The sequence below is a fragment of the Bacillus sp. NMCC4 genome (genome assembly GCF_002998555.1).
Lineage (GTDB): Bacteria > Bacillota > Bacilli > Bacillales > Bacillaceae > Bacillus.
The window spans coordinates 25250-48837 of record NZ_PVRA01000011.1; the positions used below are offsets into that span (position 1 = coordinate 25250).

General features: G+C 33.7%; 27 protein-coding genes. All 27 read right to left on the reverse strand.

Annotated features, from left to right (window positions below; translation table 11 throughout):
• Window positions 1-12 precede the first annotated feature (12 nt).
• The 27 genes from C6Y02_RS16975 to C6Y02_RS17100 all read right to left on the reverse strand — a co-directional run bounded on the left by C6Y02_RS16975 (window position 13) and on the right by C6Y02_RS17100 (window position 23536).
• Window positions 13-2169, reverse strand: a complete 2157-nt coding sequence (locus tag C6Y02_RS16975; protein ID WP_106031785.1) for a type IA DNA topoisomerase — start codon at window positions 2167-2169, stop codon at window positions 13-15.
• Window positions 2170-2236: 67 nt separating this feature from the next.
• Window positions 2237-4312, reverse strand: coding sequence for an LPD25 domain-containing protein (locus tag C6Y02_RS16980; RefSeq protein WP_142393582.1), 2076 nt, complete (start codon window positions 4310-4312; stop codon window positions 2237-2239).
• A 10-nt stretch (window positions 4313-4322) separates the two neighbouring features.
• The gene (locus C6Y02_RS16985; protein ID WP_106031787.1) at window positions 4323-4622 is read right to left on the reverse strand and encodes a hypothetical protein; all 300 of its coding nucleotides are present in this window, start codon (window positions 4620-4622) and stop codon (window positions 4323-4325) included.
• A gap of 19 nt (window positions 4623-4641) precedes the next feature.
• Window positions 4642-5049, reverse strand: a complete 408-nt coding sequence (locus C6Y02_RS16990) for a hypothetical protein (RefSeq protein WP_106031788.1) — start codon at window positions 5047-5049, stop codon at window positions 4642-4644.
• 5 nt (window positions 5050-5054) lie between these two features.
• Window positions 5055-6218 (reverse strand): MobP2 family relaxase, encoded by a 1164-nt coding sequence (gene mobP2, locus C6Y02_RS16995; RefSeq protein ID WP_106031789.1) that lies wholly within the window; start codon window positions 6216-6218, stop codon window positions 5055-5057.
• Entirely contained in the window at window positions 6211-6474 is a 264-nt protein-coding gene (locus C6Y02_RS17000; protein WP_106031790.1) for a hypothetical protein, read from the reverse strand. The genes mobP2 and C6Y02_RS17000 overlap by 8 nt, the downstream gene beginning before the upstream one ends.
• A gap of 255 nt (window positions 6475-6729) precedes the next feature.
• The gene (locus C6Y02_RS17005; protein ID WP_106031791.1) at window positions 6730-7626 is read right to left on the reverse strand and encodes a hypothetical protein; all 897 of its coding nucleotides are present in this window, start codon (window positions 7624-7626) and stop codon (window positions 6730-6732) included.
• A 21-nt stretch (window positions 7627-7647) separates the two neighbouring features.
• Entirely contained in the window at window positions 7648-8220 is a 573-nt protein-coding gene (locus C6Y02_RS17010; RefSeq protein WP_106031792.1) for a hypothetical protein, read from the reverse strand.
• Between the two features lie 17 nt (window positions 8221-8237).
• Window positions 8238-9275, reverse strand: a complete 1038-nt coding sequence (locus C6Y02_RS17015) for a bifunctional lytic transglycosylase/C40 family peptidase (protein WP_106031793.1) — start codon at window positions 9273-9275, stop codon at window positions 8238-8240.
• Window positions 9276-9281: 6 nt separating this feature from the next.
• Complete coding sequence (locus C6Y02_RS17020; RefSeq protein WP_106031794.1) at window positions 9282-11213, reverse strand: VirB4 family type IV secretion system protein; 1932 nt, start codon at window positions 11211-11213, stop codon at window positions 9282-9284.
• Entirely contained in the window at window positions 11203-11883 is a 681-nt protein-coding gene (locus C6Y02_RS17025) for a hypothetical protein (RefSeq protein WP_106031795.1), read from the reverse strand. The genes C6Y02_RS17020 and C6Y02_RS17025 overlap by 11 nt, the downstream gene beginning before the upstream one ends.
• An 11-nt stretch (window positions 11884-11894) precedes the next feature.
• Window positions 11895-12179 (reverse strand): DUF5592 family protein, encoded by a 285-nt coding sequence (locus C6Y02_RS17030; protein ID WP_106031796.1) that lies wholly within the window; start codon window positions 12177-12179, stop codon window positions 11895-11897.
• A gap of 40 nt (window positions 12180-12219) precedes the next feature.
• Window positions 12220-14292 carry a pLS20_p028 family conjugation system transmembrane protein gene (locus C6Y02_RS17035; protein WP_106031797.1) on the reverse strand — a complete coding sequence of 691 codons (2073 nt, stop codon included), beginning with the start codon at window positions 14290-14292 and terminating at the stop codon, window positions 12220-12222.
• Between the two features lie 21 nt (window positions 14293-14313).
• On the reverse strand, window positions 14314-16851 hold the full coding sequence (locus C6Y02_RS17040) for a VirD4-like conjugal transfer protein, CD1115 family (RefSeq protein WP_223256609.1): 2538 nt from the start codon (window positions 16849-16851) through the stop codon (window positions 14314-14316).
• A gap of 9 nt (window positions 16852-16860) precedes the next feature.
• Window positions 16861-17502, reverse strand: a complete 642-nt coding sequence (locus C6Y02_RS17045; protein ID WP_106031798.1) for a hypothetical protein — start codon at window positions 17500-17502, stop codon at window positions 16861-16863.
• Window positions 17503-17552: 50 nt separating this feature from the next.
• Complete coding sequence (locus C6Y02_RS17050; RefSeq protein ID WP_371930248.1) at window positions 17553-17831, reverse strand: hypothetical protein; 279 nt, start codon at window positions 17829-17831, stop codon at window positions 17553-17555.
• Between the two features lies 1 nt (window position 17832).
• A complete protein-coding gene (locus C6Y02_RS17055) occupies window positions 17833-18024 on the reverse strand; it encodes a hypothetical protein (RefSeq protein WP_106031799.1) in 192 nt (63 codons plus the stop codon).
• A 13-nt stretch (window positions 18025-18037) separates the two neighbouring features.
• A complete protein-coding gene (locus C6Y02_RS17060; protein ID WP_142393583.1) occupies window positions 18038-18421 on the reverse strand; it encodes a hypothetical protein in 384 nt (127 codons plus the stop codon).
• Between the two features lie 77 nt (window positions 18422-18498).
• On the reverse strand, window positions 18499-18876 hold the full coding sequence (locus tag C6Y02_RS17065) for a hypothetical protein (RefSeq protein ID WP_106031801.1): 378 nt from the start codon (window positions 18874-18876) through the stop codon (window positions 18499-18501).
• Between the two features lie 333 nt (window positions 18877-19209).
• Window positions 19210-19362, reverse strand: a complete 153-nt coding sequence (locus C6Y02_RS19365) for a hypothetical protein (RefSeq protein WP_189318277.1) — start codon at window positions 19360-19362, stop codon at window positions 19210-19212.
• Window positions 19363-19408: 46 nt separating this feature from the next.
• Window positions 19409-19561: a hypothetical protein gene (locus C6Y02_RS19370; RefSeq protein ID WP_189318277.1), complete on the reverse strand. Its 153-nt coding sequence runs from the start codon at window positions 19559-19561 to the stop codon at window positions 19409-19411.
• Between the two features lie 216 nt (window positions 19562-19777).
• The gene (locus C6Y02_RS17075) at window positions 19778-20149 is read right to left on the reverse strand and encodes a hypothetical protein (protein WP_106031803.1); all 372 of its coding nucleotides are present in this window, start codon (window positions 20147-20149) and stop codon (window positions 19778-19780) included.
• Between the two features lie 11 nt (window positions 20150-20160).
• Window positions 20161-20904, reverse strand: coding sequence for a hypothetical protein (locus tag C6Y02_RS17080; protein WP_106031804.1), 744 nt, complete (start codon window positions 20902-20904; stop codon window positions 20161-20163).
• A complete protein-coding gene (locus C6Y02_RS17085; RefSeq protein ID WP_106031805.1) occupies window positions 20901-21710 on the reverse strand; it encodes a hypothetical protein in 810 nt (269 codons plus the stop codon). The genes C6Y02_RS17080 and C6Y02_RS17085 overlap by 4 nt, the downstream gene beginning before the upstream one ends.
• Window positions 21707-22936, reverse strand: a complete 1230-nt coding sequence (locus C6Y02_RS17090) for an ATPase, T2SS/T4P/T4SS family (RefSeq protein ID WP_189318278.1) — start codon at window positions 22934-22936, stop codon at window positions 21707-21709. The genes C6Y02_RS17085 and C6Y02_RS17090 overlap by 4 nt, the downstream gene beginning before the upstream one ends.
• Window positions 22937-22946: 10 nt before the next feature.
• Entirely contained in the window at window positions 22947-23330 is a 384-nt protein-coding gene (locus C6Y02_RS17095; protein ID WP_106031807.1) for a hypothetical protein, read from the reverse strand.
• Window positions 23327-23536 (reverse strand): hypothetical protein, encoded by a 210-nt coding sequence (locus C6Y02_RS17100; protein ID WP_106031808.1) that lies wholly within the window; start codon window positions 23534-23536, stop codon window positions 23327-23329. The genes C6Y02_RS17095 and C6Y02_RS17100 overlap by 4 nt, the downstream gene beginning before the upstream one ends.
• Window positions 23537-23588 lie beyond the last annotated feature (52 nt).

Here is a 23588-nt window from a genome sequence, read left to right on the forward strand (position 1 = left end):
AGGTTCTTATTGTTAATCAAAACTAAATTGAATCTTGTTTGCTTTAAAGATTAGCCTGGCATCAAATTTGTTTTTCTTTTTCTTTGATACAAAACCTTTCAACTTACTCGTTTCTCCTTTTGTCGCTAAAGATTTCACCATGTTTTGAGTTAACTTTTTCCCTGCAAATTCTTTTGGAAATGAGCATTTGCAACCGTTTTGATAATTAGAACAACCGTACAATTTTCCAACGTCTCTTATATCTCCCGATTTGCATAATGGACATTTAACGATTTTTTCACCTTTTTGATTTACATAATTAACTTCATTCGTAGGAATCGAAAAATCTTGGTTCATCAGTTTAGCTGGCACTACTTCCAGCATGTGTTCTATGAACTTTTCAACATTGTTTATAAATACACTTTGTTTTCCTTTACCCTGCCCTATTGTAAGCAAATACTTTTCCCATTTAGCAGTCATTTCAGGTTTAGAAAGTAATTCAAGACTATTCTGGATAGCTTCACAGAGAATCAACCCTTGGGGTGTCAAAGTCACTCTGTTTTTCTCTATCTTTAATTTCTTTTTATTTACAAGATCGGCTAAAATGTTGGCACGGGTTGCTTCAGTTCCTATTCCTTCTACTGAATTTAGAATCTTTTTATGGTTTTCATCTTCAACATACCGTCCAATATTGGTCATTCTATTTATAAGCTGGCCCTGGGTTAACAATTTCGGCGGCTTTGTCAATCCTTCCTTAACAAAGACACTAACTTTCAAAATATCCCCAACATTCAAGCTTGGTAAAGTTTGATATTCTTTTTTGGGGTCAGATTCAGCATCATCGTATAAGGCTTTCCATCCTTCTAACTTCACAACCTTACCTGAAGTTTCAAACGAATTTAGTCCATTAACATCTACAACGACTTGTGTTTCATCATAATGATGATCAGCTGCAAACATGCCAATTGTTCTCCTTAATACAGCATCGTATATATTCTTTTCTTTTTGATTTAACATGCCCATCATTTCTTGATCAGGTATGTTTTCAGTTGGCACAATCGCATAATGATCTTTAACTTTTTTTGGATTTACATATTTATTTCTGGGTTGTAAATTAGTTAATGTTTGACTGTCACCTATAATTTTTTGATAAGCAGCAATATTATCTTTTAAATATTGAAATTCGTGCTCTGTTATAAATGAGCAATCAGTTCTTGGATAACTCAAAATTTTGTGTTTCTCATACAATACTTGCACAATGTCTTTTACTTCTATCGGGCTGTACTTCCACTTTTTATTGGCATACTCTTGTATGCCACTCAATGAGAATAAACTAGGTGCAGTAGTATTCTTTTCTTCAGTCTCACACAAAGTAACTACACCTTCATTTTCTTTCTTCAGATTATATTTTGAACAGACTGATTGGATCATGGCTTTGTCTTCAAATCTTTCTTTCACTTTTATGGTAAATACATCTTTACCTTTAATTGCTGTACCACATAACTCGAAATAAGGCTTCTCTTTGAAGTTTTTAATATCTTGTTCCCTCTGATAAACTAAAAATAATGTCGGTGTTTGAACCCTCCCAACTGAATAAACACCGTGTATACCCTTTTGTTTCAAAATCAATGTATATAATCTTGTAGCATTTAGCCCAACTAGCCAATCAGCAATTTGCCTTGTTTGAGCCTCTTTATAAAGTGGATACCTCCTTTCTCCAGGATCTAAGGCTTTAAACGCTCTGACCAACTCTTTTTTTTGTAAAGAATTGAACCATAGTCGTTTAATTGATTTTCCTGAAACCCCGGCATGATGAATAATGGACCATGCTATATTCTCTCCCTCACGTCCGGTATCAGTGCCAATAATTATTTCAGTTGCGCTTCTTAGTAATCGCTTTACAATATTGAACTGTTTTCTTCTTTCAGGCTGAACTTCAAACTCAATATTTTTTGGCATGATAGGGAGGCTTTCGAGTGTCCATGCTTTTCCCCAGTCACTCCTGTAATGAGCAGGATCTTTTAATTCTAGAAGATGGCCCACTGCCCATGTGATCAATACTTCACCACCAAAAAAATCGTTATCAGTTACTTCAATATATCCTTGTTTTTTTTGATATGAAGTAAATACCTTCGCAAAATCTTCTGCTTGTGATGGCTTTTCTGCTAGAATTACAATTTTAGATGTCATGATTTCATCCTCCTTTAAAACATAAAAAAGGAAAGCGTATTACGCTTCCCTTATTACGCTTCCCTTTTTACCTTTCTACTTCATTAGCAGCAGGCTTTAAATTTTTGTCTTTACCTTTGGATTGCTCCTTAACGTATTCATTTTTTTCCTTATCTAATGCAGCTTCTAACAGTTTCAATCTTTCTTTTGCAAACTCGGGCATATCTTCTTGTTTCAATTCATTTATGACTGCCTTCTTCAGCTTATAGACTTCTTCATAAGGATGTTTCTGTTCAAATTTACGTATTTCAGCTCGTCTCTTGTCTCTTTCTTCGTCTTTAACATGTTGGTCCCTACTTTCAGAATAAATAACCGTTTTAACTTCTTCTTTGTACACTTTTTTGAACTCAGCTTGGTTTTTATTGATATTTGAGCGAGAAGATCCAGAATCCCGCGCTATCAAGTTTTTCATCATTCCTTTGAATAAACCAGACTTTTTTTCTTCCTGTTCAATTACTGGATCTTCTTTCTCAATTGCAGCATGATTTTCTTTATCTTGATTATTAAGGGATTCCAACAAATTTTCTGCGTCTTCTTTTCTGCTAAAGTAACCGGTAATCCTCTCTTGAATTTCTGTTTTTCCATTCGGATATGTTTTTTCAGTTCCAATAAAATAACCACCATTTTGTCGTTTTAAAACCTTCGGATCACTGATTTCAATATCTTCACTTGATAGAATTTCAGCTTCTATTTCTTTTTTGAAGTTCTGTTTGAAATGTTCACTTTCTTTTCCTTGCGTATTCGAATTGACTAACGCCTTTTCTATTTCCTTTGGCAGCTTTTTTTCCTCTTTCAATTGTTCATAAATGGAGTCATAAAGACCATCACCAATGTCAATTGTATTTCCATGCTCGATGTTTAGTTCACCATTCTTTTGATAAACTAGATGATATTTCGTTCGATCATAACCTGCGCTACCTTTTCTTTGTTCAATTAATTCTGAAATGACTTCATTCCCTTGCTCAAAAGGTAAGAATTCTAATGGTTTTAATGAATCATTTTCAGAGCTTGCAATTAATAGATGAGGTACCTTTAATTCTTTGGTAGATAAAAGCAGCTTTTTGCCGGAAAATTTTTCGTTATAATCTTTAATTAATTTGGGTGAAAGGCTCTTACTTTTATTATAATCAAGATCCTTCTTCACCGCGGATAAGGTAGCTTCTTCAACTACAAGTTTATCGTCCCTGTATTCAATAAAAACAAAATCTTTATTCTTTTTTGCTTCTTTTTTGTTTTCTGCTACTGTCTTTTTCATTCTCACATCTCCATTATCTCTAGTTTTGGAATTGTTCAGTTGCTTTTGATAACTGTTTATAGAATTAATTAACTTCAAAGATGTCTCATGAATATGACTAAGAACATTTTTAACATCTTCAGGATTTTTGTTCTTTCTAAACTGATCAAGCTGCTGAAAACCTTCTTTACCCATTTCTAATCCAAGAGCCTGACAGGTCGAATAAGAAACAACATCAGAAATAAATGTTTTTTCTTCATTGTTGTATAGTTTATATTCCTTACTATTTTCGATAGATTTACTCGCTATTTTATTGATTAAGTCATATTGTTTTGACTCATCAAAAGGTCCCTGAATTCCATTGAGTTCAGCAATTTTTTCAACAGATTTTTTTAGGGTTATATCAATATTTTTTTTCAAGGAAGGAGAAGACGCTTCTCTAAACTTTTTTATTTCCTTTGTAGATGCATTTGTTTGTTCGATGTCATAAACAACACCAGGAATAAATGAAAGACGGCCTTTTTTTGTTTTTAAAAGGCCGTCTTTTATCAATCTTAATTCTTTTTCTGTTGCGTTGCTTAATGCTCGCCAGCTGTCTTTCTTATATTCATATTGATCATCTTCCAATTGAGGCACAATTATGGTTGCACCATCCTTCACTCTCTCTTTCTTAATATCAAACCCTAGCTTTTTCCAATGATTAATGCTACCCACATTTGTAGCATCTCTTAATTGTGATTTAATTAATTCTGTGTTGAATGGCGTAAACCTAAACATTTTAGCTTTAAAGTCTAGGTATTTCTTAAAGGATTCACTTGAAGAGAAATAATCAATTATTAACTGATTGAACTGGTCACTAAATATTTTCAACTCTGCCTCGTTATATATTTGTTTTCACCTCGTCTTTCTTCAGTATTAGTTTATCTAAACCATAATCATCCTCCAGTGTGTTCAGTAGCACTAATTCACCGGTTCTTGTATTGACTGGAGCTAATAAATTTTCTTGATTTGATATGTGAGTTAAAACTTGCATATGTTCTTCAGGAGTTAAATTAATCACATACGTACGATTATCAATTTCAACTATCAAATCATTATCGCCCACTTCTTTAATCAATCCCAATTCTACATCAGCTGAGAATAGGCATAATATCTTTTGATTTTCATTTCTCGATTCCATACTTCATTTTCACCCCCCTTCATTGTTTATTCAGTTTATTCTGACGCATATTTGTAATTCTTTTAGTTACAATTTGTGAAGCAGTTTTAAATCCATCGGTTTCAATATCATCCGTTGTTACAATGTCTGGTATCTCTTGGGCGTACATGATCCCATTCATAATTTCTAGAAGAATTTGAGTATTCTTATCTGCACTATTCACGCCCAATTTGATTTTATTTAACTCACTGTTCAGAGTAACAGATAGGGCCTGTATTACTTCTTTTGTTACATATGAAATAGACCATTCGGTTCCTTTTAATTTCTCATGCTCGGCACAAATCAGACCAATAGCATCTCGATAACTTTTAATCTTGTTCTCATCCATAACCTCACGAATGTATTCATCAACATTCTCTTTCATTACCAATTGTCTACGAACAAACATCCATATCATCTCTCCATACCGTACTCAATTTGTTGTTGAAGTTTTTCATAGTGCCTTTGATTTTTCCAGTCTTCATATTCATTACGAAAAGCACGTTCGACTTTTTTCAAAGCAAATTGCATCCTATATTCCGAACGTAGATTTTTGTTTTTATTCGGCATGACATTTTTTTTGATTCTTTCTTGTTGTTTGTCATACTCTTTCATTTCCTTTAAAAAGGAGTTACCCATTCTTGTATAAAGATCATTTATTTTGTTTTCTTTATATTCTTCATATTTGGCATTTTTGCCAGTACCATAAGCTGCTTTTAATTGATCAACTTCTTCGTTTAATTTTTTGTTGAACAGGTCAAATTCTTCTTTGTGGTGTTTCTCAATATACTTTTTACTCAGTTCATCTATATAAGGCCTTAATGGTTTTAGAGTATTATAGTTGTATTGCCAATGTCTTTTGTCTTCAGGCAAATGATTATAAATAAACATGAATAATGGTTTCATCTCTTTGTTTCGCCATGCCAAAGTATTATTTTTCTTTTTTCCATTCACAATTTGTTTTCGAACCAAATCGTTCAATAATTTCCTTTGGCTATCTCTGTCTAACAGTTCATTAATGACACTAGACTTCATGGCTGCAATACTAAGTGGTTTTCTTTTACCTCTTTCGCGTGTTGGCGTTGGCTCAACAGTTGCAACATGTACATGGATATTATCAGTATTATAATGAATTGCAGCTGACCATATCGCACTCTTATCTAAACCTTCTTTTTTCAGCATTGCGTTTACTGCTTTTCTAGTAGCCTCCTTTATTTTTCGCTCATCAATCATGTTACTGTTTTGATTAATAATGCCTTGTTTTTCTAACCAATTTGAATCAAATGAAATTACATCTTGCCACATAATACTCTTATTTTTTTGAGCTTCTTCAAATAGTTTTTTTATCTGTTTAGATTCATTTTTTGAAAGGGAATCAATGTGATTTGTAAACAGTGCCGATGTTTTTTCAGCATCACCCATATAGTCTTGATACATAGAAAACATTTTTTCGTTCACTTGTTTATTATTACTCTTTGCCTCGTCTCTATCGATGTAATTCACATAGTTTTTGAACGCGTCTTTTGAGGAGGTTACAAACTTAGAAACTATAACGACTCCTGGAGATGTATCAGTCATCATCCTCACCTATTAATACCTTTAAGAGGTTTCGTAACTCATCAGTTACATCAGTCATTTTTTCCATAGCAATTATGTTTTTCCTCACAATTTCCTTTGTTTCCTCCAGCTGTTTACTTTCATGCCTAAATAAAAGAAAACTCTCTATATGTCGCCTTAAAAATTCATTTCTTGATAGCCTTTTTTCTTTTGCTATAAGGTCAATTTGTTTTACAAGAATCGGTTCCAATCCTCTAATTTTTATTTCACCTTTCATTTTTTACCATCTCCTCTTTCATAGAAAGGGCTAGTGAGTAAGAGCATAAGAGGTTTTTGTCCCCACCGGAGGTGTGGAGCTAGGCAGTGCCTAGCAAAACGAAGTACCCATGAAGAAGGTCGTCACCACTTGTAGATCACTACCGTTTTTCTTCAATTATTTGCTTAATCAGTTACTAATCACTACCCTCACCACTTACTAATCACTTATATATTTTTAATCAAAAACCCACACCACTTCTCAATCACTGCTCTTTTATTTGTTAATATCGGTTTTTTTCAATTCTAATTTCTCGATTTTTTCGATCAATATTTTCTTGTCTGACTCTAACAAAAATTCTTTATCGCTTATATTTTTAATTTCATCTTTCATTGACGAAATGTTCGATTGTGCTTCTTCTTTTTCTTGATCAACGAGATATTTCATCTCATTTGAAATGTCTCTTATTTTTCGCTGTAACATTTTTTCTTCATCTTTTAGAGCTAAGTATGCTGCATCTATCTCTTTGATTTTCCCTGTTATTTTTTCTTGTTCTGCATCAATTATTTCTAGAGCAAATTCGGTCTTATTTTTATTTTTGATGGCGCTCTTCTTCACTTTTCTTTGATCAGCATACAATGTTACTTCAATTGATTTAGAGGACTCTTTTGCATTTTCTTGATCAGTTTCTTCTCTGTTTTCAAATTGATTAATGTCTATCTCATAATCGCTATCTTCAACTGAATTGTTAACAACATCTAATGCTACAACTTTAAAATCTGGACTAACATGGTTGATTTCAATAATATAGTTTTCAGTTTCTTTATACACTACTTTAACGGGTAATAACTTTGCTGGATTAATTTTTTCAACAGCTTCAAAAGTAATATCATCCATTAAAGTGTTATTCACCTGCTTAAAATTTAATTGAACACGCATCGAATTTTGTTTTGAATCATACTCCCAATTTTCAATCGAAACGGTGTCCATAGATCTCATTGAGATATCAGTTTTTAGTGTAGTATTTAAAATTGGATCATCCTCACCCAGAAGTGGTTTTGAGACAAAAAAAAATGCTAGACCCACGAAAATGAATAGCATAATAGAGTAGTAAACATTTGATTTTTTTGTGTTTAATTTAAATGAATCACTTGATTTCAATTTCTTAAACAACTTTTTCCCTCCAATTTTGATCTATTCCTCTAGAGAGTAAATATCCCTCAAATTATTAACTACCCACCCCTGTTTTGTTTTCTTAATTGATACATTGACGTAGATTTTCGTATTTACAGTAGTGCCATTTTGCTCTTCAGAAAGTATATGATCAAATTCAGCGATTGCATCTATACTATTCTCTGTGTTTTGTTTTGTTTTAAGATACGTGTTTATGTTTTTCACATTGCTGCTAACGTGATCTTGATAGAACCGATCAGATGGATAAAACCTTTCTAATAGGTCACTCGCCATAATCTTCTCAGCTTCTTTTTTTCTTTCTTCATATCCATCTTTGCTTTGGACATATGAGAGTTCAATGAAGCGTTGTGTAATTGCTAGGATACTCCTTCTTTCTCTTTCTTGTTCACTTGGTTTGGCATTTTTAATCTCTTTCTTCAATTGACTAATCTCATTGTCTTTCGCTTTAATTTCTTCACTGAGTTGTCTATTTAAATTAATTCCGTCACTTTTTGCACCAAAATATATGTTGCTAATAACAAAAATAACACTTATGGCAACCAGCAAGAAAAACAGAATTTTTTTCCCTTTCAAGTCATTGTTCACCTCTTTTAGTTAAATGAAGCAATCCTTCCAAATCCATAAAAATGTTCTTTCCAATAACCCGAAAGGGTTGAGTATTGTATACCTGAACCATTCGAGTTGTAAAATTTATTATCACCTAAGTAAATACCTACATGGGTTACTGGTACGCCAGCGTTATAGGTTTTCTCAAAGAAAACTAAATCACCAGGCTTCGCTTCGCTGCTACTAATTTTTTTGCTGGCATTGTATTGTTGTTGTGCAGTTCTCGGTAATGAAATGCCACCTTTATTAAACATCCATTGCATTAATCCTGAACAATCAAAACCAGTAATAGGATTGGACCCACCGAATACATATGGCCGTCCTTTATATTTCAATCCTTCTTCCATAATCAGTTTTAACGTTGAATTTTTAAATTCTCCAACTTGAGTAGAATTCCCAACAAAATATTTAAGTACAGCGTCTACATATCCTATGTCTCCGTAGCATGCACCTGTAGCTGCTGACTCTGGTCTTACACATGAATAATTGCCTGTGTGTTTAACTTTTTGATACATCATTCTTGAAAATTCTATAGCAAGTTCTTTCGTATAATTACCCCCATGCTTCATAACATAATTTATAAAACCACCACCAAAGTTATAAGATTGAAGTGTTAATTTGATATCACCTTTCGCTTTTTCTAATACACTTTTGAAATGTTTGACTCCATATTTTATAGACTCAGTAGGATTAGTTATACAACCAATTCTTCCACATTTCGATTCACTTGCTTGCATTGGATCCAGCCCACGCCCTCCTGATTCTTGCATCATTAACGCGAGCATCAAATCCACATGTTCATGTATCCCATACTCTTTAGCATAGTTAGCAACAAGTGATCTATAACGTTCAACCTCTGGAGACACATTGGCCTTTCCTTCACTTTCAGAATAGGAAAAATCGTTTTGTTTATTTGATAATCCACCTGACAGCACTGAAAACATTCCAACAAACAAAATTATCAGGAAAAAAATAAAGGCCCCTATACCAAACAGGAGCCATTTTTTCGGAATGATTTTCATATTCTCTTATGCACCTCCACCAAATAGTTCAAGTTCCTCACTTGAACACTCAACAGAGAAACGAATATTCTGCACACCCTGGATAACAAGGATCATATCTCCTGTTTCCAAGAATGGAATTTCATTTAACTCACTGTTACTTAATTGCCCATTAAAGATGGTTTGTAGCTGTTCTAAGTTATTACTGTCTTGTTGCATGATTAGCTTGTACTGTGCTAATTCGAATAACGTTTTAATTGCTTCTACTTCTTCTGAACCACTACCTTCTGGAACAAAATCTCTAATCATATGACTACCAAAAATCATTCCACCAAAATACTTTCGCGCTTCTCTAGCAAATATACATAAATAATTGAGAAGTTCCAGATTACCCTTTCTCGCATTTACAACATGATGCGCTTCGTCCATTATAAAGAGGAATCGAATAGCGTCCTCAAAACTCAATTCTCCTTTGTTAAACGCTTCAAATTGTGGATACCCATGTTTCAGCATAGAATCCCAAATTAAATTAATTACACTGAAAAGTTGAGCTTGTCTTATTTCAGGTTTTAATTGCAATAAGTTCCTAATGGAGAAAAAAACGATTTGTTCGTCATCAAAGTTTTCAATGCTAGTGATTCCATTACAAAGCCCCCCATAGCTCTCAATTAAATTTGTTATCGTTAACTCTATTCTTTCTAGCCTTTCTTTTCTAGGGACGCTTAAATTGTCCCACATCTTTTTCGATTCGAAGTCTTCATATAATTCTTGGCGAACCAGATCTAGAAAATCTGAAAATATTGGGTACTCTTCTTTAGGTAAGGAACTTATTCTATTATCCTTGTTTCCTTCAAGCCATAACCCTCTAATAACATATAACCTTCTTAACAAATTTTCGAATTCTTTAATCTCATCACCATTTGCTTCGGGAGCAATATTACGATAATAGATTGTCATCTTAGATAAATGTTGAGCAAAAGTAACACTTTCGTATTCTGATGTCTTAAATACCTGTAGTGGATTAATAATACCATCAGAACCATCTAGTGCAATCATACGGCCATTAAGCTCTTTTACAACATCTCTATATTCCCCAGTGATATCAAATCCTCTTATTTTATCACTACGAATAGAACGATCAACACTTAACTTTTTTAGAACAGTTGATTTCCCTGCGCCCATTTTACCAACCAATATTGCATTATAAGACTTCCTCTTTTTATCCTTGTGAAACAAATCAAACAAGACGTTACCAAAAGTCTGAGTTGTTCCGTAGAAGAATCCATAGGGATCTGATAATTGGCTAAAATGAAAGGGGAAGCCTCCAGCTAAAGCATTGGCTGGTATTGGCTTCCCTTTTCTTTTATTCGCGTATTTATTTTGAGTTTCATAAGGAGCACTTTTTGACTTCCATTCATACTCTTGTTCATTAAGGAATATGCTGCCCCTGAATTTATATTCTTCAAGATATTCCAGTATCGTTTTAACTTTGTCTTCTAATTCTGCAATTGTTTTTGCGGAAAGAAAACTCCGAAGATGGACCCTTTTCATAACTTCTCCATGCAATGAAATGTCTTCTACAAGCTCACTTAACTCTTCATAAGAATGTCTTGCTTCCATCTGTGAAACGCGATGCTTTTCATTTTCATATCTATTTTCTTGCTCTGATAAACTTTTATTAATGTCTTTAATAACTGATTTTCTCTCTTCAGTTATTATATCCAGGGTTGTAGTTGCTCCTTCAAAATTCATAATCGGTTCTAGCCAAAAACGATTAACCAGTTTTGGGTATTCATAAATATGAATAGTGGTTTCAAAGCCATCTCCTTTTCTAATGAAAGCTTCCTTGAATTTAATGCCTCCTTGTGGTTGAATTTTTGAAATAAATTGGCTGTTATAACCTTGTTTACTTCCATCATTTTTCGGACGTATATATCGTTCAAGGACTTTAATTTTCATCACCCCGATTTTCAACTTTTGAGTTTAAATTATTTAACTTATATAACAAGTCAATCTTTTTATTAATATTAATTTCATGTATCATCAATGATCTCGAAAGGATCCTTTTTGCGTTTATAACTTTGCTTTCAAGAGTCTCTTTTGAATTAGAGAACAACTCCAAAAAATACTCTCTATTATTTCTCTTTGACTCTATTGTTTCTAGCTCAGATTTTTTTCTATGCAGCTGCTTTAAGAATTTTTCGTTATCACACTTTTCAATCAGTTTATTCACATGATTTTTTTGAATTGTTGTGTTGACTGGAAAATTCATAGAAATAATTTTGACACCTTGATGATGAGATCGATAAAATTGGGCCAGCGCGCTTATATCAATCGCAGTTTCTTCTTCATTGCGCGAATGAACGTCCTTACCTTCTATTTGTAATATTTCAGCATAATTGCCGTCACTTAAAACAACATAACCTTCATCCGTAATATCTCTTTCGTTCATTAGTTCAACAATTGAATAACTAAGCTTTTGGTTTCTTTTCTTCTTTTCTTTTAAAACCTTTTGCTTAGAAGTTACAGCTTTTTTTTCAAGAGATTTTTTTGTTTTTTTCTTTAGCTTAGGAAGCTTAATTTTAGAACTCTTCTTTTTCTCCATTTCTCTTTCATTAAATACAGCCAATGAATATCACCTCAATTCTCTCTATCAATTGACGTATATTTATTTCGATCCCTGATCAAAGCTAAAAATAGAGCTTCATACATTCTTTTTTTAGGGTTAAGAGGTGTTCTAATTATCGATATCACACCAACGATTAACATAAAGACATAAAAGGGTATTGATAATTTTGCATGCACAAAATTTGAACATAAGCTTGTAAAACCAAGTACACCAATCAAAAAGAACAAATCGAATAAAAATAAAGCACTTGTTAATTTTAATTCTGAATTAATTTCATTTGGTATTCTATATCTCATCTTTACTCCTTACTAATAGAGGGAGGGAGAAATAATCCCTCTATTTGTTTTTATTTCGCAAACTCTGAACAGTGTTCTTAGTAAGTTGATATGTTCGTTTAGCATTCTGTATCTTTGGATTTTTATCTGCCTTATTTTTAATACTTTCTTTGAAATATTGCCCCAATGTACGAGTCTCGGTTCTATTTTGGTTGGTCAATGGTATATCCGCAGTAGATATTGAATTGACTTGATGATTAGTTACAGGACTGTTTGTTTTTGGGGTAGTTCCAGCAGAAATAGTACCACCATCAGACTGAATTGTTGGAGGTTGGCTATAGCTGTTAGAATGAATTTGATTTTCCCCACTGTATGCTGGCGGCATTTGTGACTGAAGGCTTGGAGACGCATCTACATTCGTTCCAGCTGCTTCATTGCCTTCCTGGTGTTTTCCTGACGGCATTTGTGACTGAAGACTTGGAGACGCATCTACATTCGTTCCAGCTGCTTCATTGCCTTCCTGGTGTTTTCCTGACGGCATTTGTGACTGAAGACTTGGAGACGCATCTACATTTGTTCCAGCTGCTTTATCGCCTTCCTTATCTTTTCCTGACGGCATCTGTGACTGAAGGCTTGGCTTCTTGTCTACATTTGTTCCAGCTGCTTTATCGCCTTCCTTATCTTTTCCTGACGGCATCTGTGACTGAAGGCTTGGAGACGCATCTACATTCGTTCCAGCTGCTTCATTGCCTTCCTGGTGTTTTCCTGACGGCATTTGTGACTGAAGACTTGGCTGGGTGTCTACAGAATTACTTAGATTATCTTTTGCGGGGTGTTTACCCTTATTATTCTTTTTCATCTCTTCGTCTAATGAAGGACCATTTTTCTGTCCTTTTAATCCTGCTATTGCACCTCCTGTGACTGCTGCTGTTTGAAGGCTACCTGTTGCAAGCATACTTGCACCTTTCTTAGAAATAGAAGCTCCTTTTTTGGTTAAGTTGGAAGCTCCTTTAGCCATTGCAAGACCGCCAACTAATGTACCCCATCCACTTTTCAATCCAGCATCAATCCCTAACACTCTCTCACACATAACAGGTCCATCAATTACGGCTAAACTCCCTGCAATTAGCGCAATTAAAAAGGCTACACCATCTAATCTACTCGATATGTAATCAGAGTAATTAAGGTATAGCCTTAAACTTATAAAGATGAAGACAATTACAGCAAATGTGTTAAATATATGTTTTAGGACTTCTTTTAACTTCTGTCCACCTGAAGCAATATCAGCATGTGCTAGTATAGAAGCTAAAATATGATTAAATGCCAATTCGAATGCTAGTCGAGCTAATTTTATTGATACAAATAAAAGTGTGGCAGCAGTAACAAGTAAGGTTATTGCAGTATTTAGAAAATCCCACTTCCATCTATAATACTTTTCACTAAAGAATCCCATAACACCACTATCTAATGGTTGAATTCTTTGATTACCTTGGCTGTCAAACGCCATCTTCTTTTCGAGAACCTTTATGCCTTTCTTTGATATTTTTTCATCACCATTCATTTGAAAGTCCCCATCAAGCCTTTCATTGATGTCTATATCTTTTGCATATTTGTTAGGAATGTTGTTTTCTTTCTTTAATTCTGTACTTTTCCAACCATTATTATCGTAAAGAGAGACATCGGTTAAATTCTTTTTTATGACTTTATTTGCAGTGGATCCTGTTTCTTCATACTTGGCAACTTCAACACCTTTCTGTATAAAAGAATTTGTTTTACTCATGGCCGTTCCGAGTAAAGCTGCCGTTATTAAACCAATGACAATAGCCGGCACAATTTGATCTCTATTTCCTTTTCTGTTGAACATAAGCTGATAACCAATAAAACAAATAGACAACGCAAAAAGAATATACAGACCAGGTTTAATTGTGGTTAAAAAATCTGTTATTTCTTTATATTTGAAAAAACCCGATAGAGTAAGCACACTGTCTGTAATACCTTCTAAACTATCGACTAGCCATGATAGTCCCCTAACAAGGGCCCAACCTATCCAACGGAGAACATCCATTAGGATATTACTAACCTCTAAAATATCCGAAAATCTTTTTAGAATTTTAAGAATTTCTTCATCTTTCATTTAACATTTATACCTCCCCTGCTACTTCAAGTTTTCGATCTTTTCTTTAATTTTTCCACGAATTACTTTATAAACGTTTCCTTGAACTCGATCTGAGTGAGCCAATAACTTCAACAAGTTTTGGAAATCAGTCATTGACCTTGAAACTAAGTCAATATTATTTTGATCAGATATCCTTTCAATTAATTGGAGTGTTACAATATCATCCACAAAAAACTGTTCAACATTGTAGTCTTGCCAATTATCAATAGTCAATGAAAGGGATAAATTCTTATTCTCCTGTTCTTCATGTGGCTCTTTATTTAGTTGTACAACTTCCTTTATGGACTCAGTTTGTTCATCGGCTATGTTCCTTTTTTCATCCTTACTTGCCAAATGTTCAGCAACACCTTGCTCAATCGCATTGAATAATTCTGTGAATTCGTCTGAATTTTCTGAATACAGATCACCGGTGAAATCTATGAGTAAATCCATTGGATTAACATTGTAATGAATTGAATTTATATCTACATCTAAAATAGATTGATTTGTATCAAAATCATCAGCTAAATATTCATATCTGTAAGGCATGGTTGTTTTATCAGTATTGTATATAGGTCTCGGTCGTACTCGATTAAATTTTTGATCATTCCTTTTTAAAGATCTTATAACGACAGTTTCCCCCATTTTCAGTTCTAACAATTCACTAGGAGTTAGTAGTCTCCTTCCATCTATGCTATGTGTGATAGATTTATCAAGAGAAAATGCAGGACCACTTCTTGACGATAATACATATGTTTTTTCACCTAACATTTCTGAAAACTTATTAACAGTTGATTGATCAGTTGATAAAATATAGATGTGGTTACCACAGTTACCTAAAATATTGTCAGCGTCTTCCCCATATAATTTTTTTACTTGAGCATATCCTTGAATTATAAGATTAAAGCGAATATTCCTTCCTAAACATACTGTTATAATGCTTCCCATGTTATCGATTGCCGGCATATTCCCAAACTCATCTAAGAGAAAAACTACTTCCCTATGGCATTCTCCACTACGAGATAAAGAAGCATTTTTAGATAACACAAAATATAACTGCCTTATAAAAATAGAAGCAATTACATGATTAGAAGCATCGTAATCAGGTGTTATCATGAAAATAGCAATCGGCTTATTGAAGTAAGTTACCTGAAGTAAGTTTGTTGAAGTATTATCTTGACCAGATTGAATTTCATAGGAAGTCTCACCTGTGTCTTTATTAATCTCTTTTATTAAATACCTCTTTTCATTGACTAATAAAATATCGCCTTCCTGAATATTTTGCGTGAAATTACATATCCACCGGCCACTAACATTCGCCTTTACGTTTAGTTTAGATCCATCAGGAAATGTTACTTTTATTTTAGTCCTTGGTTCTGCAACACCCTCCAGCATCTTACCAAATCCAACTTTTTTTAAATCAATGGAATTCTTAGAGGTCATTCTGGCCGTTGAATCAAAAGTAAAGAATGATAGACCATCCATTGCAGTTGTAAATATGCTTCCCCTTGTGTTACCTTTTGCAAAGTTACTTGTGGCGTACATATTTTTTGCTACATGGCCATCTGGTAGGTTTTGAAAATAAACATCCAAAGCGTTTCTTGTTTCCCCACCTTTACGTAGTGGCGGTAATTCTTTAGATCCTAATGATGACAACATGTTTGCTACTGTGTACATTGTTATTTTTTCAGGTGTTGATTCTTTAATACATTTATCTATAACTGCCAATATTATGGCATTACATAAACTCATAGAAGAACTTGCCCAGAAATTTTTCGGATCCTTTGGGTCAAAATAAAGTGAGTAAGAAAGAGATTTACACAACATTTGAGCCGTTGAAAAATCTCTGGCTAAATAAGCATCTTTGATTAGTTGTAATAAGTTATAACTCATAGATTCATCTTGATCTAAAAGATTCAAGACTTCAATATGATACCCTCTACTTTCCAATGTCTTCTTTGAAGCAGTGAATAACTCGCCTTTTGGATCATTTATTATTAAACTCGGTTGATGTTCAGCCCTTGAATAAACATCAATTGTTGGGAATACAACTAATTCACCTTTACCACTTCTTGTCGTCCCTATTATACAGTTATTCACAGATCCATCATCTATTAGAAGCTCATCTGAACTTCTCGATATTACAATTCCACCTTTACCTTTATATTTTTCCTTCTTTAATGGAACTCTCTTGTATTGATCTCTAAGTTCTTTTTCAGTGCTAAATCTTTGTGACCCTTTTTCATCCGTTGCAATTGCTGCAAAATTTGTTTTCATGTCGTATACCACTTTAATGTTTACTATCAAAATAAACACGCCTACGATCAAATAATAAAACGGATATTTTAAAACAGGTGTTTGAATTAAAAAAGCAGCTGATAAATTAAACTCTAAAGGCCCGGTTATATTCCCTAAAGAAGAAATTAACTGGAGAACCATGTGTAATAGGAAGTTCGAAATCATTATGATAAGTAAGCTTACTGAGACACACAAAGGGATGAGCACTTTTTTTTGTGCTAATATTTCCTTTTTAACCAAGGCACTCACCTAATCATTTTGTTTTTTTTGAATGTTTTTTTCGAGATTTGATAGTCTATTCTGTAAATCGTTAAGTTTTTCGCTTTGACTTTTTTGTTGATCATCTTTTTTCTTTTCATGTCTTAATTCTGTTTTTAAGTCTGTTATGATTTTATCCTTGGTGATTAATGAAAACTGGCTATAAACTGCAAAGCCAATAAGCGAAACAATCAAAACACAACACATTATTAGTGTTACCTTTTGAATGACCATCAAGGATATGCCTAAAACTTTTTTCCTTTGATTATCTTCTTGTAGATCCAAATTCTTTCCCTTATTGGCGTCGTATTCATAATCATTTGGGAGACACTGCTTCATTTTTTCTAAAAGTATTTGCTTTTCTTTCCTTTGTTCATCATCCTTAACAGGAAATTCATTAAGCTTTTTCACAATATGGTCATACAGATCATTTGCTTTACCGGACCCCAACTGCATAGTTCCATCATATAACTCGTCTTGATTTTCATTAAGTAACGTAAAGTCATAAGCTATTTCTTCTTTCTGTTCCCTTGATTTTTTTTCATACCTGGAAGTGACAGAAACCGCGTCAGCAAATGATATAACATTACCACTTTCATTATCTAGAGGGTTCCTGTGCAGAACAAATAACATCTTATATTCTCTCCTTTAATTTTAAAAAAAGCTATACCCGTAGGTATAGCTTAAAATTTAATATTAGAATCAACAGCTTGTGCTAGCTTTAATGCACCCATAACAATAACTAATCCGACAGCTCCACCTATGAACCAGGGAATACATTTTTGCCTACCTCCTGCCCCACCTAATATTAACAAATAACCACCAAAACAAAAGGCAATACCTGAAGCAACAATAGCACCGATCTGCAGCCATTTTAAAAAGCTCTTTCCTGAACTTACAAGATCACTCATAGCATCACCTAGTAACATATTATTAAGTGAGTTTAACATTAGATCTAACATTCTAAAATTCCTCTTTTCCTTTATCTGTATTTGAAGAAAGTGAACTAAGTCCCTGTAAAATAACCTCTTGATTTTCTTCTACAACGCTTTTATATTGTTCGTGAAGCCATATTGAATGGTCTTCACCTTTTACTTGTAAGATTCGCATTGCCAATTCCCTTGTCAATTTTTTATCTTTAGGCGAAATACTCATGATCTACTCCTTTTTATTTTTTGTTTGCTTTTATAAAGTTAATGACCGATTGAAAGTCTTCACTATCTTTAATATTGACAAGTGATATTTCGTCTTTCATTTTTCCATTCGAGTAGAAAGCTAGGCTGTCTAATTTTTGATTTATATCAACTCCAAAATCGGTTTGAGATGAATTAACTGGAATTGAAGAAGAATTTAGATTTAAATCCATAATAATCACTTTTTCTTGATTCGCAGCTTCGTTGATTTTGTCTAATAATCTTACTCGTTGTGAGTTATTCCAAGTAACTAAGACAAAATAATGCTCATTTTTTTGCGAGTAACTTTTCATATTTTCTGAAATAATTTCTTGAACACCGTATTTTTCAACCTTTGTTTCATGCGTTTTTGTTATCATCACGAATAAGCTCATGATTAAAAGAATTACAAGCAACAGCCAGACTTTTTTTTGCTTTAAGATTCGATCTGAATTACTCATTTTGCTCCTTTAAAAAAGCCATAAATTCTATTAAAGTATTCTTGCGTCGTTTGGATCCAACCAGGCAACTCTACACCCTCTTTCACAGGTAAACTTGAAAACAATTTACAAAAGAAAAGGGTTATAGAAATCAACAGAGCAACTTTCAAGAGAAAAATTAAAACTCGCGCATAATCAAATTTTAATAATGCATGTAACTTCCGTCTGGCTATTTGTTTATTGTGTAATCTTTTGAGATCCTGTTTTTTTTTCAATTCACTTGCTACTTCAATTTCAACGATGTTTTCAAAGTCTAGTCCTTGGCTTTCTAAAGTAATTGTTGCATAGTCTTTAGATTTTTTATGTGCTTCCTTCGAAGTCGGCTTTTTTAACAATAGAACTGCCTCCTTCAAGCTAAATTTATTAAAATGCATGTCTTTTGAATAACAAAGTTTTTGACTATAAATTGGTGAAGAGTATTGTTATCTTTACAATAAACATCCACCCTTTTCTTTTTTTGAACATCAGTGCCAACCGGCACCCGAACCTTTTTGTCCCTTACTTCCTTCAAACTCGCAGTAATTTTTACAGATTGCATACTTTCTTCTTCACCTTTACCTTCCCCCGGTCATTTTTATATTAGTAGCTGCAGCGCGGAATGGATTTGTTCTGTATCAAACAAACCTCTCACCCCCTTTATGGCATAAAAAAAACAATGCTTTGCATTGTTACGCCACTGCTGTGTTTAATTTATTCTTCAGGAATGTCACTCCTAGCTGTACAACTTCCGGCATTGCGACACTCATTATTGAGATAACCAATGATCCCACAATGATTGAACCAATTCCGTGAATCGAACGATCTGCGTTGGCTTCAAACAACCTCTCACCCCCTTTAATGGCATAAAAAAAACAATGCTTTGCATTGTTACGCCACTGCTGTGTTTAATTTATTCTTCAGGAATGTCACTCCTAGCTGTACAACTTCCGGCATTGCGACACTCATTATTGAGATAACCAATGATCCCACAATGATTGAACCAATTCCGTGAATCGAACGATCTGCGTTGGCTTCAAACAATCTCTCACCCCCTTTAATGGCATAAAAAAAAACAATGCTTTGCATTGTTACGCCTAAACTTTAAGTATTATCGAGGTATCAACAAAGTATAATATTTTTCAACCAATTCTGGCATTTCGTCTAAAAATTCGCCCACAATATAAACCGTACCAGCTAAAAATGATAACAATGCAATAAAAATTAATGAACGTTTTATATTGCCTACAAAAATTATGATCACCTCACGTTTCTTACATTTGATGACGCGCTACCATTCAATGCAAAAGGTATTGATGGAAGATCAAAAAAGTTAATTTCAGCTTCTCCCTTTAGTTTGTAATTAATCTCTTCTCCAAACTGCGCCTTTTGATTTCCTGATAGACTAACCACAGTAAACTTTCCTCCAAAATTTTTTTCACTGTACAACTTTATCTGGTTTTGGGCATCATTAGTTAGCCCACCATACCTTTCTATTTGATCATTTACATATCTTTTCATATCAATTGCCTGAGTAAAGGGCAGGGCAATTGTTGCAGCTGATAAGATGCCGAAAAACAAAAGAGAGAATGCTATGATCATATTCGTTAATGTAACATTTTGTTCATCCATGAACACACCCCCTATTCAAAATTCAAATTAGTTAATAAATCATAAATTGCAGCACTCATCACTCCAATAAAGATTATAAATTGCGCTAGTGTGATTTTCGTTGGGAAGAATGCAAATCTATTGAGTTTAATTCTTACAATCTCATCAATCCCATCGAACAACTCATTACTTGCCTTTTTCCCAAGCTCATTTATAACCTGTTCATCCGTAGCTTGTTGTTCATAATCATACAGAATTGTCATAAATGATACAGCACTATCAGTTCCACCTGATTCAATTGCAAATCTTTTATAAGGTTCAATTGATCCTGGATACATCCTTATATCAAAAAGTAATTTTTCTAAGGATTTTTTCAATTCTAACTCATCTGGCTTATTATCGACTACATCATCGATTCTTCTTACAATATTCTTTAATATTGAATAGACATTGTTAGTCCTGTCTTTAAGATATGGGAGAACAATTCGCATAAACTTAGCAAAAACCAATTGTTTTTTAAACAAAAAGAATTGATACTCTTTCCTTGCTTTCTTGTAATCGGTAAACCAAACATAAAAAAACAAAACAATCATAAACAAAAACCATAGCTTATTAATTAGTAAACCAGGGGGAACTGCAGCTAATGTAATTAAACAAGATTTAAAGAATCGTCTTCGTTGAAAGGACAAAAAATGCTTCTCGGTATAACCCATTTTAAGTACCATCTCATATAGGTCGGGTTCAGCAAATGTATGCCATATTGATTTTTTGCTCAAAGTGTTACCTCCATCACATTATCATCTGCCATTTGGCTTTCTTTTCGCGTATAAAGTTTTGCCATATAAATAAGATAAATTGTACTGAAAACCCAACTAAAAGGTGTATGAGCATACGCATCAATAAACTTGTCCCACCCTAGAAATCCTGTGAGTACGACTATTACTGCTACACCATACATTGCCGAAAGTCTAAATTCTCTTTCATGTCTATCTTTTCTTCGAATGTATTTCTTTTGCATCTCTTTAACTTCATTATGATATTTGGTAATCTCCATCATTGATTCGCTGCTTCTTCTACCTTCCAGCATTGACGTTAACAACTGTTCAACAAACATATCAAAGGGAATATCCATTGAATACTTTTTCCGAAGGTCGTTGAATAGACTAATTTTCTCTTGATTAGTCGCATCACGTAATCCTCCTTCCAAGTACAACAGGTCCTTTTGGAATTCTCCAGTTGCTCGGTAAGTGTATAATTTCAATGCACTTTGGACCGTAAGATTTTCATTAGATAAGAATTGAGTCATTTCATTAACAAATCTATTCCTTTCTTCAAACGAATCCAAATAGTATGCCTTTTTTATATTTCGCGGCAAACCAACTTTAAAAGAATAAAAAACAGCTGCAAATCCAGCTAGTAACGATAACCACCAGTAGTAATAGAGTGAAAAAACAAGACCAGCAGCCACTAAAAATGGAATAAATATCTCTCGATAAATATCCTTACCTTTAATCGGTTCACCATAGGCAATCTTATAGGCATTTAACTCTTCTAAATTAAATAAGCGCCCTCTCTGCTTCATAAAACCTTCTCCTCTATTGGGTCTACAAAGCAAGAAGGAATTTGAACACCTGCGTCAGAAAGTTTTAATTCTAGATCTGAAGATATGCGGCCATACTCAATTCTTTCCCTTCCATCATGCAAGACATTTTTCTTGAATAAAATGTTAATTTCCTGCTTTGGAGTATACTCTGCAATTTCATCAATATATCTAAATGGAATGCCATTAATATAAATTTTTGTCACATGAATACCAATTTGAAAACCGTCAAAGAAATCTTGAAGAAATGTTGATTCATTTATATTTCTGCCTTGTCCAGCCATATAGAACATTCTTCTTGGAATTGTCTTAGTAGAACTAGAATGTAAACTACTTATTACATGGTGCCCCGTAATTGTAGCTTCTACAGCCTCATATGCCTCCGATCCAAGCAATTCAGTTGGCATAATCCAAACCGCGTGATTACGCATAGCTGCCTTAATCAAATCAGATTGCGTTAAATTCTCTCTTGTTCTCCAAGAATAAATATCCTTCTCTGGATATAGTTCCTTCATGAAAGTTTCCATTTCTTCTTCAATACTTATAATACGTTCCTCAAATGGGATAGGACTTGTTAGATATTTTTGCAATTCAGTTTTCCCTGTACCCGTTGGGCCAGCTATTAAAGTGCTACACCCAACTTTGATTAAGCTTTTTAAAAGATTGGAAACTTCTTCTGAAGCAATCTCCACAAATGCATTATCATCAATGACTAATCTTTTACTTAATACCCTCATTGAAAGTGTAGGCCCGTAATGCGCGTTATGAGGATGAACTGCACTCAACCTTATATCATCGACTGCAGCACTTAAAATAGGATGATTTGAATTAAACTCCTTATCCTCATCAGTCGCAAATGATTGAATTAACCTATCAAAATAATCTGTTGGGATGTCAGCAATATCATATCTCTCTTTAGGCTTATTATTGGCCTCTACAATTAAGTCTGTTCCATTGAATCCAATGTCTGTAACGCTTTTATCCTTTTTAATTCTTTCAATTAAACCCAACCCCATTAATTCCTGAATGACGTACTCTTTCATTGCAGGATCTGACATAATTTCAGGTGCCAGTTCATGCAGTTTATCAATTAATTCACTTTTTTTGCTTTCATCTTCAAAAGATTTAATAAATAATCCAGCATCATTCTTTCTTAAATCTGCTTTGAGGCCATTGATTACGTCTTTTGCAACTAGTTCTTTATTCATTTCTTCCTCCCTACTTTTTGCTACTGATATTCGCCACATAAGTTCTAGGGTACATCGTACCTTTATCATCATAGACAGCTACTTTAATAGCCTTTATAGCACCATCATCAGTTTTCAAATACTCAAACAGATATTTTTTATTATCAATTTTATAATTTGAGCTAATTTTCATTTGTTTTTTAAACGTTTTTTCAAAAATCTCTTCAGAGATACGCGCTTCTCCACTTTTAACCCTTGCGCTGTTATCCAAGCTTTTTATCGATGCGATCCGCATGGATTCGTCAATTGCTGACATCATTGAATTGTATCGCAAATGCTCTTTCCCATAAGTAAAGGAAAAGATCAAGCCTGCAGCACCAACAACAATTAAAATAATTATTACAATTTGTTTCATCTATGACCAACCCAATAGATAAAGACATTCAATAGAACGAGCATAATTGTGTACAAACCAAATAGCACTCTATAAGAAACTCGCTGCTTTTCCTTTTTTTTAGGCGCAGTAACCAGCATTACAATGGAATATAATAAAACCACTGCTGCGACAATTTGAACAATTAGGTTGTGATCAATAATCAGATTGGCAAATACTTCATACATTTTTAAAAACCACCTTTTGAAATTTTAAAAAGCCTCACTGGAAATGAGGCTT